Annotated in this window: 8 protein-coding genes; 3 read left to right on the top strand and 5 right to left on the bottom strand. The window is 73.1% G+C overall.

All coding sequences use genetic code 11. The features are described 5' to 3' along the window. The first annotated feature begins 80 nt into the window (after window positions 1-80). Together FRANEAN1_RS18155 and FRANEAN1_RS18150 are read left to right on the top strand one after the other, a co-directional pair. The gene (locus FRANEAN1_RS18155) at window positions 81-680 is read left to right on the top strand and encodes a hypothetical protein (protein WP_020461282.1); all 600 of its coding nucleotides are present in this window, start codon (window positions 81-83) and stop codon (window positions 678-680) included. Between the two features lie 93 nt (window positions 681-773). Continuing rightward, window positions 774-1,661 (top strand): helix-turn-helix domain-containing protein, encoded by an 888-nt coding sequence (locus tag FRANEAN1_RS18150; protein ID WP_041256116.1) that lies wholly within the window; start codon window positions 774-776, stop codon window positions 1,659-1,661. 36 nt (window positions 1,662-1,697) lie between these two features. On the opposite strand, the gene FRANEAN1_RS18145 is transcribed toward FRANEAN1_RS18150, so the two are convergent. Both FRANEAN1_RS18145 and FRANEAN1_RS18140 read right to left on the bottom strand, forming a co-directional pair. Then, on the bottom strand, window positions 1,698-2,735 hold the full coding sequence (locus FRANEAN1_RS18145; protein WP_020461280.1) for an alcohol dehydrogenase catalytic domain-containing protein: 1,038 nt from the start codon (window positions 2,733-2,735) through the stop codon (window positions 1,698-1,700). A 543-nt stretch (window positions 2,736-3,278) separates the two neighbouring features. Continuing rightward, window positions 3,279-4,502: an IS4 family transposase gene (locus FRANEAN1_RS18140; RefSeq protein WP_041253905.1), complete on the bottom strand. Its 1,224-nt coding sequence runs from the start codon at window positions 4,500-4,502 to the stop codon at window positions 3,279-3,281. A gap of 190 nt (window positions 4,503-4,692) precedes the next feature. On the opposite strand from FRANEAN1_RS18140, the gene FRANEAN1_RS18135 reads away from it, so the two are divergent. Further along, window positions 4,693-5,247, top strand: coding sequence for a hypothetical protein (locus FRANEAN1_RS18135; RefSeq protein WP_020461279.1), 555 nt, complete (start codon window positions 4,693-4,695; stop codon window positions 5,245-5,247). Window positions 5,248-5,293: 46 nt separating this feature from the next. On the opposite strand, the gene FRANEAN1_RS18130 is transcribed toward FRANEAN1_RS18135, so the two are convergent. The 3 genes from FRANEAN1_RS18130 to FRANEAN1_RS18120 all read right to left on the bottom strand — a co-directional run bounded on the left by FRANEAN1_RS18130 (window position 5,294) and on the right by FRANEAN1_RS18120 (window position 10,362). After that, window positions 5,294-6,664, bottom strand: coding sequence for an aldehyde dehydrogenase family protein (locus tag FRANEAN1_RS18130; RefSeq protein ID WP_020461278.1), 1,371 nt, complete (start codon window positions 6,662-6,664; stop codon window positions 5,294-5,296). Further along, window positions 6,664-7,782 (bottom strand): AMP-binding protein, encoded by a 1,119-nt coding sequence (locus tag FRANEAN1_RS18125; RefSeq protein ID WP_020461277.1) that lies wholly within the window; start codon window positions 7,780-7,782, stop codon window positions 6,664-6,666. Before FRANEAN1_RS18125 ends, FRANEAN1_RS18130 begins: the two co-directional genes overlap by 1 nt. A gap of 81 nt (window positions 7,783-7,863) precedes the next feature. Further along, complete coding sequence (locus tag FRANEAN1_RS18120; RefSeq protein WP_020461276.1) at window positions 7,864-10,362, bottom strand: diguanylate cyclase; 2,499 nt, start codon at window positions 10,360-10,362, stop codon at window positions 7,864-7,866. Between the last annotated feature and the right edge of the window lie 95 nt (window positions 10,363-10,457).

Genomic DNA, 10,457 nt, shown 5'->3' with positions numbered 1-10,457 from the left:
GACGTCTCGGATGAATTGCGGGCCGGATGGCGAGCTGACAAGACCGTGTACTGATCATACGGTCTTGAAACGGGGGATCAATGCGGATCGGAAAGCTGCGCCTGCGGAGCGCGATGGCCTGCGCCGGAGTGGGGCTGGCGCTGCTGCTCACCGCGTGCGGCGGGGGCGGCGCGGACGACGGCTCGGCCACGGCAGGCGCGTCCAGTGCCAGCGAGGTGCCGCACACCTGGGCGACCGACGTCCCGGACAACCTGACCGGGGGTTCGGCGACACCGGCCCCGGCGGTCACGGTCGCGGCCGCCGCGTCCACCGCGTCGGCCTCCGCCGATCCGCGTACCGGCATCATTCCCGCGGATTTCCCGTTCCCCCCGGGGGCGACGGTGACCGTGTCCGACAGCAAGCCGACCGACGCGACCCTTAACCTCGCCGGCGTCACCCCGGCCGCGACCCTCGCCTTTTACCGGCAGGCGCTGCCGGGCGCCGGTTACAAGTTCTTCCAGGAGGGCGGTTCCGACGGGAGGACGAAACTCACCTTCACCGGGCGGAGTCAGAGCGTGGAAATCCTCGCGGGCGGCACCCGGACCCCCGAGCTGGTGCTGGTCATCTTCACCCAGTGCACCAGCGCGGTGGAGGGTAGCGGCGTCGACAGCCGCCGCAGCGACCGGGTGGCGTGCGCCTGACGCGGCCGTGACCGCGCCCGGCCGGGTCCACCCGGTGACCCGGGTACCGGCAGGGCCTCCCTGACCCGCGGCGCCCCGCCTACCGTGGGCGGGGTGGATAACCGGGAGCAGATCCGTGAGTTCCTGGCCTCGCGGCGGGCGAGGCTCACGCCGGGGCAGGCGGGACTGCCGAGCTACGGCGGGCACCGGCGGGTGCCGGGCCTGCGCCGGGAGGAGGTCGCGCTCCTCGCCGGCGTGAGCGTGGACTACTACACCCGTCTGGAGCGCGGCAGCCTGCCCGGCGCCTCCGACGGCGTGCTGGACGCGATCGCCCGTGCCCTGCAGCTCGACGAGGCCGAGCGGGCGCACCTGTTCGACCTGGCGCGGGCCGCGAACGCCGCGCCGGGCGCCCGCCGCCGCAGCCCCCAGCGGGTCCGGCCGGGCATCCAGCGCATCCTGGACGCCGTCACCGCGGCGCCGGCCTGGGTGCGCAACGGCCGGATGGATCTCCTCGCCGCCAACCCGCTCGGCCAGGCGCTCTACTCGGAGATGCTGGCCGATCCGGTGCGGCCCGCGAACAGTGCCCGCTTCGCCTTCCTCAACCCGCGCGCGAGGGAGTTCTTCACCGACTGGGAACGCGCGGCCAACGACATCGTGGCGATCCTGCGGGCCGAGGCCGGCCGCTCCCCCTACGACCGGGCCCTCAGTGACCTGATCGGTGAGCTCTCGACCCGCAGCGAGACGTTCCGCACCCGGTGGGCGGCGCACGACGTGCGCTTCCACCGCACCGGCGCGAAGCGGCTGTGCCATCCCGTGGTCGGTGACCTGGACCTGGCCTTCGAGGCCATGGAGTTCCCCGGCGACCCGGGACTCACCATGATCATCTACAGTGCCGAGCCCGGGTCGCCGACGAGCGACTCGCTCCGGCTGCTCGCGAGCTGGGCGGCCACCGTCGCCGAGACCGGCCACGCCGAGGCGGGCCACGCCACCGGCGAGGCCTGAACCCCCCGGTGGCGTGCGGCCGGCCCCGGGCGGCCGCTACGGGCGGACGAGCACCTTGAGGGCCTTGCGGTCGTCCATCGCGCGGTAGCCGGCGGGGACGTCCTCGAGGGAGACTGTGCGGTCGAAGACCTTGCCGGGCTCGACCTCCCCGTCGAGGACGGCGGGGAGCAGCGTCTCGATGTAGGCCCGGACAGGCGCCGGGCCCCCGGTGAGGGTGATGTTGCGGCCGAAGAGGCTGGGGAAGCCGATCGGCGCGTCGGCGTACTGGGGCACGCCGACCCGGCTGATCACGCCACCCGGCCGGACCACACCGAGGGCCTGGTCGTAGGCGGCCCGGTAGCCGACGGCCTCGAGCACCGCGTGGCTGCCGTCGCCGCCGGTGAGCTCCCGCACCCGGGCGACGCCCTCCTCGCCGCGCTCGGCGACGACGTCCGTCGCGCCGAACTCGAGGCCGAGGTCGGTGCGGGCCTTGTGTCGCCCCATCAGGATGATCTGCTCCGCGCCGAGCCGCCGGGCCGAGAGCACCGCCATCAGCCCGACCGCGCCGTCGCCGATGACGGTGACCGTGGTGCGCGGGTTCACGCCGGCCCGGACGGCGGCGTGGTAGCCGGTTCCGAACACGTCCGAGAGGGTCAGCAGGGAGGGCAGAATGGCGGAGTCCTCGGGCACCGGGACCTTCACCAGGGTGCCGTCGGCCTGTGGGACGCGTATCGCCTCGGCCTGGCCGCCGCCGACGCCGCCGGCCGCGAAGAACCCGCCGGTACGGCACGAGGTGTGCAGGCCCTCGCGGCAGAACTCGCAGGTGCCGTCCGACCAGGCGAACGGGGCGATGACGAGGTCGCCGGCGCGCAGCGTCGACACCTCGCCGCCGACCTCCTCGACGACGCCGATGAACTCGTGGCCCATCGGGACGCCCGCCGGGGTTGCCGCCAGGCTGTGATATGGGTGCAGGTCGCTGCCGCAGATACACGCCAGCACGACGCGCACCAGCGCGTCGGTCGGCTGCTCCAGCACCGGGTCGCCGACGTCGGTGATCCGCACGTCGCCGGCGCCGTACATGTATGTCGCTCGCATGGGTCTCTTCCGAGGTGCTTGTCGAGGGGGTGGCCGCCCCGGCGGGGCTGGCCCGTGGCCCGCCCGCGAGGACGGGCGCACCACGTCGCGCGCCTGCACGGCGCGCGGTTCCAGGGAACAGGCTGGCACGTGCGGGTGGGAGTCCCTGCCCGACCAGGCACTGACAGAACCCCCCACGCCGCGGCCCTACCCGGCGGCGACGGCCAACGGTATTCCGCGGCGCCGCCTATCGGTTTGACCGACATGCGAACAGTACGATCCATACTCCATTTGCCACCCTTCTTCGACCCCACTAGGCTCAATGCCGTGAAGCTTAGTTTGATCTTTCCGGGATCTGGTCAGGCCGCGCGCGGGGCGAGTGGGTGGAGCCGGATCGTGGCGGGGCCCGGGTGGCGGACCGAGGCGGGTTCGTCGGGTCTCTTGACGCGGTAGCTGTTGTGCCGGGCCCGTTTGACGACCCGGGGGCAGGTGCGGTGGCGTCGTGGCGGGTTGAGCCCGCGGGTGATCTCGGTGTGGAACCTGGGTAGCCGGGCGTTCCAGTCCTCAGGGGGAAATGTCCGCCGTTCCGGTGGCGGAACGGCGGACCAGGCGCAGTGTCCGGGCGAAACCGACCCGGTCGGGGTCGATCTCGGCGGCCTCCGCGGCGCCGGCGATCAGGGCGGTGAGCGCGTACTGGACGATCAGCCAGGCCCACATCTCCTGGACCGCCAGGTCCGGCAGCCGGGAGCGCAGGACTCTCCCGGGGCCGCGTAGATGGGTCTTGAGCTGGTCGTTCGCGGTTTCCTCCTCCCAGCGCTCGTTGTATCCGGCGGCGACCTCGTCGGCACGGGCCTGACGCGGGTCGAGGATCGTGGTCAGCACGACGACCAGTTCGCCGGTACCGTTACCGGCCCGGTCGGGGATGTCGTACTCGACGACCCGGGCCAGGTGCGCCTCGTCCGGATCAAGCTCGTCGCCGGCCTTCGCGGCGGCGAGCAGCCGCTCGCGGCGCCGACCTCCCGTGATCTCCGGGTTGATCAGGACGGTGAGGAACGTGCCATCGGACAGGACCCGCACGACCGGCAGGTTCAGCCCGGTCGGGGCCCGCCAGATCAGGTCGGCGCCGGTGCCCGCGGCCAGCGCCCAGTTGTCGAACGAGTAGAACCCACGGTCGGCGGTCAGCACCTCGTCGCGGTTCAGCCGCATCAGCAGCCCGCGGGCCAGCGTCCTCTCCCCAGCCGCCCAGCCACCGACCTCGGCGGCCCGGAACGCGTGCGTCCCGCACTCCGCCAACGCGACGACCCGGATCTTCGGGAACGCCGACCGCTTCTCCCCGGTGCCGGCGTAGCCGAACTCGGCCGCGTTCTCCTCGGTGTCGGGCACGTCGACGTCAAACCCGTCGATCGCGAGCAACAACCGGCCCCGCAGCCACGCGCCACGCGTCGACAGTGTCGCGACCTGGCCCGCGACCCGCTCGAACACCTCGGCCATCACCATCCGGCCCAGCCGCTTACGCGCCTGGGTGATCCCGCTCGCGCTCGGCGGCGCCCACGCCGCGTCCCAGCAGCCGAACCGGTCCAGCGACCCGGTCACCTTCTGGGCGACCTCGGCGTAGTCGTCGTCCGGAAACAGGGACATCGCCAACGTCAGGTACGCCGTCACATGCGGTGGGAGCTTCCCGCCCGCCCGCCGCGCACCCACCCCACAGGCCGCGACGGCCTCGTCGACCGCGTCACGCGGCACCGCCGTCACCAGCACCCCGACCGACACCTGGTCCGGGGTCACCATCGAAGCCACGAACCGTGACCAAACCACCCAGCGGCACCGAGGCCACGCCGCCACGCCGTACCAACCCGCCAACCACGAACAGCGAACATCAACCATTCAAGATCGAATTAAGCTTCACGGCATTGCCACTAGGCTGGTGTCCGGAAACACCCGGACGATGGGCGTCCGAACACGAAGAGGGGTCTTTCTGATGGCACGCGAAGTAATATCGCTCATCAACGTCTGGTGCGACAACGTCGGGAACCACGGTACGGAGAGGATCGCTGCCACCAGGACCGCGGTGCTCGCCTACGACGGCAGGCTGGTGCGGCTCGACGTGTGCGACGAATGCCGCGACGAAATAGCGTCCGTGCTCGGCGAGTACGCGGAGTACGGCGAGACGGTGGCCATCGCCCGAACGGCCAAGATAGACACGGCGTGGACGGACGTGGAGAAGAACGACGCTATTGCGCCACCGGCGCCGGAGAGCGCTCCGAAACGCCCGGCGCCGTCCCGCTCCCGGCCACGCCGCCCGCACCAGACGGCGTCCGCGACCGACGTCCGCGCGTGGCTGAGGGAACACGCCGAAGACCACGGGCTGGCCCTGCCCGAGCGGGGCTCACGCCTGACCGCCGAGCTCAACGCCGCCTACGACCGGGGCCACGGCTGGGCCGACACGGACGGCACCTGGCGACCGGTCGCCGACGCGCCCACTGACGCGCCCGACGAGGTGCCGGCGACGGCCCGGGAGACGGTCCCCGGGTGACCCCGCCGACCGCGCCGGCCCTGCGGGCCACGCCGGCGCCCCCGACTCAGTCCCGGATCATGGCCTTCGTCCGCATGAGGAACTCGCCGAGATAGCGGTCATGCGGGATGCCCGGCCGGATCCAGTAGGTCGGGTGGTCGCCGATGTAGACGTTGCTGATCGTCGGCTCCGCGACCAGCTCGTCCAGGAGCGCGTCGTCCGCGGTGATCGCGGTGAGGACGAGGGAGCCCCGCACCGGCCCGACACCGTCCTCACGGGACCACGGCGCCACCCACACGCAGGGGAAAGGCAGCTCGATGCCGGCCTGGGGCGCGTCCGGCCGGTCCAGCTGGAGCACCGCCGGGCGCAGGGCGGCGCTGCCGTCGCCCAGCTCGTCGGCCACGCCGTCGCCGCCCAGCAGCACCCGCGCGTCGCCGGCGTGGTCGAGCAGGTAACGCTCGACGGCGTGGGCGGCCGCGGCGCCCTGCACCGGCAGGACGGCCTTCTCGTCCTCCGGCGGCAGTGTCGGAATGGCCGCCAGCCGCTCGACGAGGGCCGCGGCGACCGGCGCCGGGTCGCCGGCGACGAACACGGCGGTGGTGTTGACGCAGGCGGCCCCGCCCTCGTGGCTGACGGAGTCGACGACGACGTCCAGGTGGGAGCGCCAGTCCGGGTCGTCGAGCAGGATCTTGGTCCGGCCCGGGCCCTGCGTGAGCACCCGCGGGTCCCGGCCGTACCTGGCGACGACGTCGTCCCCGCCGTAGGCCATCGCCAGCTCCGCACCGTCGATGATCTCGTCGGCGACCCGGTGGTCGGTGGGCAGCAGCAGCACCGAGTCGTCGGGGAAGCCGGCCTCGCGCAGGGCGAGGATCAGCCGGTGCGGGGTGAACGGCTCGCGCCGCGACGGCCGGACGGCCACCCGGTAGCCGAGCGCGAGCGCCTCCAGCCACAGCGAGTGCACCGCGGGATGGTTGCCCGCCGCGTGCACCGCGAAGACGTTCCCGCGCCGGGTCCACAGCGCCCGCCCCTGCCTGGTCAGCGGGTCGTGCCAGTCGTCGACGGCCGCGGCCGGCCGGGCGGCGTCGGCCGAGGTGTACGCCTCCTGGGCGGCGAGCGCGACCGCGTCGGTCGCGGCCCGCACGACGGAGATCGGCAGGCCGCACACCCTGGTGACCGTGTGCTCGTACTCGTCGCGGGACATCCCGTCGATGACCCCGGTGGCGAAGATCTGGCCGGCGTGGGCGAGCGCGGCCGCGCGGCGGTCGGCGGTCAGCGTGTCGGCCCGGTGCAGGGCGGCCATCCCGCGCCGCACGAACAGGCTCGGTACCAGGCTCAGCTCGGCGACGGGCCGCCCGGTGACGTCGGGGATCGTCTCCCGGTTGCGGGCCCGGTACGGGCCGGCGGGGCCGAGCGCGTCGAGATCGATCAGGTCAGCCATCAGTAGACCCCCTCGATGAGCGGCTCGTCGCCGAAGACCGCCACCGGGCCGACGTCGGCGACCGAGTCCCCCATCTGCCCTGGCAGCGGTTCGATCCGGGTCGCCATGTCGCGTTCGAGGTTGTTGGGCAGCAGGGCGTTCTTGCTGATGTGGTGCATGATCACCTGGCCGCGCTCGCCGTACTCGACCGGACGGCGGGTCTGCGGGTCGACGACCTCGAACGAGATGTACGGCGAGTACGGGTCGAAGACGCACGGGTCGTCGGCGGTCAGGCCGAGCCGCTCGTGCGCCGCGCCGAGCACCATCGTGCTGCCGTACACGCCGTAGATCTGGATCTCGGGGAAGACCTCGTCCCGGAGGATCGACCGGGTGTCGGCGTCCATGTGCGCGCCGCCCCAGGTGATCACCCGCACGTGTTCGTTGACGAGTTTCACGAGGTCGTCGCGGCGCGCGAGCCGTTCCAGCAGCGGCGGCGTCATCACGAGCACCCCGATGTCCTGGGTCTCGAGGATGTGCCCGGCCTGGTCTATCACGTGCTCGGCGTAGCGTTCGGCCTCCTCGGGACGGCCGTCCGCGAGCACCTTGCGGACCCAGCGCGGATCGAGGTCGACGGTGAAACGGACCGAGCCGCGCTGCCGTGCCTGCCGGCCGACGAACTCGCCGAACACGTGCGGGCCGCTCGGCGCCACGGACAGCCAGCCGACGCCGTTGGGGACACCGCGCCGGTCGCTGAGGTCCTGCGAGTTCGCCACCAGGCGCCGCATCCAGTCCTCCAGGATGACCACCCGCTTGGGCGCCCCGGTCGTCCCACCGCTCTCGTAGACGCCGACCACGTCCGGGTAGGGCCCGTAGCCGCGCGGGATGAGATCCCGTACCCGGACGTCGCGGAGCTGGTTCACCACGTTGGGGAAGCGCACGAGATCGGCGAACGTGCGCACGTCGCGGCGCGGGTCGAAATCGAAGGCCTCCGCCGTCCGCAGCCAGAACGGCGATCCCGTCTCCGGCGAGAAATGCCAGCGCATGGCCGCCTGGATGAGCACGTCCGGCTCCGGCTCGGCCCCGAAGGGGGCGTCCAGCACAGGATCGGGCTCCAGCACAGGATCGGAACGATGCGACATTCTGTCCTCCTCCAGCACGCTTGATGCGATTTCCCGGGCCGATCACCGGCCGGGGCGGCGGGCCACGACGAGTGCTGGCCGTCACGGCGATCGGCACCGGTCGGCATGACGGGGGTCGGCATGATCGGCTGCGTCGGCATGCGGGAGCGGGTTTGGCAGGAGGGCACGACCGCAGGGATCACCGAAGGCCAGCCGGCAGCCGCGTTCCCGCAGGCGGGCCGCGGTGGCCGGGCCATCCACCCCGTCAGCGACCACGGTGATGCCGAGACCGATCAGGGTCGCGAGGCCGGTGCGGGCGAGGGCCGCGGCCGGATCATCGCGGCCGGGAGCCGTCCAGGTCGCGGTGAGGTCGGAATGGACGGTGATGATGTCCACCGGGGCACTGCCAAGAATGCCGATGGCGGCGTCGATCAGGGTGTCCGGTGCCCCGATCTCGGCGAGCCCGATCCGGACCCCGCTGGCGCGGACGCGGCTGACTACGTCACCGAAGTCGGCCGGGCCGGCGGCGCGCGGAGTGGGGCGGATCTGGAGGACGAGGCCGGCGGGCGGCAGGTCCGCCGCCCGCAGCGCGGCGGCGACGTCGTCGACGAGGGTCGGCTGGCCGGCCCGGCGGGCGGAGATCGTGACGTGCACGGGCAGCGGACGGCCCGACCCGTCCGCACGGCAGGCAGCGCGCAGCAGGATCCGGTCCAGGGCCGGCACCAGGCCGAGGGCGTCGTCGGCGGGGAGCAGCCGGGTGGCGCCGAGGTCGGGGTGTACCCAGGCGAGGCGCGCCTCGTGGGCTACCGGGGTGGCGGTGGTGAGGTCGATGATGGGCCGGTAGATCACGGCGAGCCGGCCGTCGGCGGGCTCACCGCGGGCCGCGGCGTCAAGCGCGGCCCGCAGCGCGGAGCCCGAGCGCGGCACGGCGAGATCGGGGGTGTAGACCGTCTGCCGCCCGTCCCCCTGGGCTTTCGCCGCGTACATGGCCAGGTCGGCGCGGTGCAGCAGGGCGTCCGCGGTGACGGGCCCGGCGGCCGGGTCGACGACGACGAGGCCGGTGCTGGCCGCGACGGTGAACGTGGTGTCGGCGAGCCGGACCGGCGCCCGCACCGCGGCGGCGAGCCGCCGCCCCACTGATCCGGGATCCTCGGCGTCGGCGTCCAGCAGGATCGCGAACTCGTCCCCGCCGAGCCGGGCGACCGTGTCCGCCGGCCGCACGCACCCGGCCAGCCGACGGGCGGTCACCCGCAGCAGGTCGTCGCCGGCGGCGTGCCCGAACTCGTCGTTGACCCGCTTGAATCCGTCCAGGTCGCAGAAGAGCACCGCTAGACGTCCGGTGCCCGGGCCACGGCGGCGCAGCGCCGAGTCGAGCCGTTCGGTGAACAGGGCGCGGTTCCCGAGCCCGGTGAGCGGGTCGTGGAACGCCTGGTAGCGCAGCTGGTGCTGCTTCTCCTCCACCTGGCCGAGCAGGCGGATGTTGTCGCTCATCGTGGTCATCTGCCGGAGCAGCGCGATCAGCAGCAGGGCGAGCAGCGCCCAGATCTCCTCCTGCTGGGCGAGGTCCTCCCCGGAGAGCTCGAGCAGCGTCGCGACGCCGGCCGCGGCCAGCGGCAGGTACGGCAACATGGCGTGCCACCGCCGGCGCCGCGAGGGGACGAACGTGTCACCGCTCCCGTCCACGGCGGCGCGCCACGGCCGGGACGTCTCCGGCGCCAGCGCCGCCAGCCCGACCAGCAGCGGCCCGGCGATCAGCAGCAGGTCCAGCAGCCGCGGGACATCCGTCCCACCACGGACGACCACCGCCATGTAACTGGCGATCGAGGCCGTGACGGTGAGCAGCCCCATGATCAGCAGGCTCAGGCCACCGCCGGAGCGCGGCTGGCGGAACACCGCGACCAGGATCACCACCACGGCGATGATCAGGGTGTTGGCGGACAGGACGATCGAGTAGATGGGCCCGTCACCCAGCGGCCCCCGCGCCGCGATCGCGTCCTCGAGGATGGCGATCCAGGCCAGCAGCGTCACCGCGCCGGCCACGATCAGACCGTCCATGATCGTGATCACGTACCAGCGGCGGTCGCGGCCCCGCCCCGGCGGCCGCAGTGACAGGTCGAACGGGTCGGTCGGGTAGCACAGCACTCCGGCCAGCCCGAACGCCTGCGGGATCAGGTAGGCGAGCGAGGACGCGTCCTGCCGCGGGACCGGTGGCCCGCGGCTGGCCATGGCCGGGAACATCTCCGCCGCGCCGGCGCCGATACCCAGCACCATCCCCGCGACCAGCAGCCGCCACGCGCGTTCCGCGCCGCGCCGGCGCAGGCCCGTCACGACGCAGGTCCCGCCGCCCAGCAGCAGACAGAAGATCATGATCAGGCGGACGGTGAGAAGTGCCGGCCGGGCCGGCAGGGCGACCGCGACGACCGCCGATCCGACGACCAGCAGCACGCTGATCACCACCGCCGGCCAGAAGTAGCCGCTGCCGGCCGCCGCCTGGCGCGGTACCGTCCGCGGTTGATCGACTGGCGGCGCGGACGCGTCGACCATCACGTTCACCGCCTTCAGGCGGGCCGCGGCCAGCGCCGTCGCCGGGCAGCGACCCATCCCCCTCCTCTTGCCCCGAGCCGGGCAGGGATACCCGGATGGCTACGGAAAGCGACCAGAAGTAGACTCTCTGGCGCCGCCACCTACGGCCACCC

Source organism: Parafrankia sp. EAN1pec, assembly GCF_000018005.1.
GTDB lineage: Bacteria > Actinomycetota > Actinomycetes > Frankiales > Frankiaceae > Parafrankia > Parafrankia soli.
The sequence above is the reverse complement of the archived record's forward strand: the minus strand, read 5'-3'. Positions and strand labels throughout refer to the sequence as shown.

Excerpts from the sequence above, each read along its gene's own strand:
- FRANEAN1_RS18145 (WP_020461280.1), bottom strand. The coding sequence starts at position 2,735 with ATGCGAGCGACATACATGTACGGCGCCGGCGACGTGCGGATCACCGAC.
- FRANEAN1_RS18120 (WP_020461276.1), bottom strand. The coding sequence starts at position 10,362 with ATGGGTCGCTGCCCGGCGACGGCGCTGGCCGCGGCCCGCCTGAAGGCG.
- FRANEAN1_RS18135 (WP_020461279.1), top strand. The coding sequence starts at position 4,693 with ATGGCACGCGAAGTAATATCGCTCATCAACGTCTGGTGCGACAACGTC.
- FRANEAN1_RS18125 (WP_020461277.1), bottom strand. The coding sequence starts at position 7,782 with ATGTCGCATCGTTCCGATCCTGTGCTGGAGCCCGATCCTGTGCTGGAC.
- FRANEAN1_RS18140 (WP_041253905.1), bottom strand. The coding sequence starts at position 4,502 with ATGGTGACCCCGGACCAGGTGTCGGTCGGGGTGCTGGTGACGGCGGTG.
- FRANEAN1_RS18130 (WP_020461278.1), bottom strand. The coding sequence starts at position 6,664 with ATGGCTGACCTGATCGATCTCGACGCGCTCGGCCCCGCCGGCCCGTAC.
- FRANEAN1_RS18155 (WP_020461282.1), top strand. The coding sequence starts at position 81 with ATGCGGATCGGAAAGCTGCGCCTGCGGAGCGCGATGGCCTGCGCCGGA.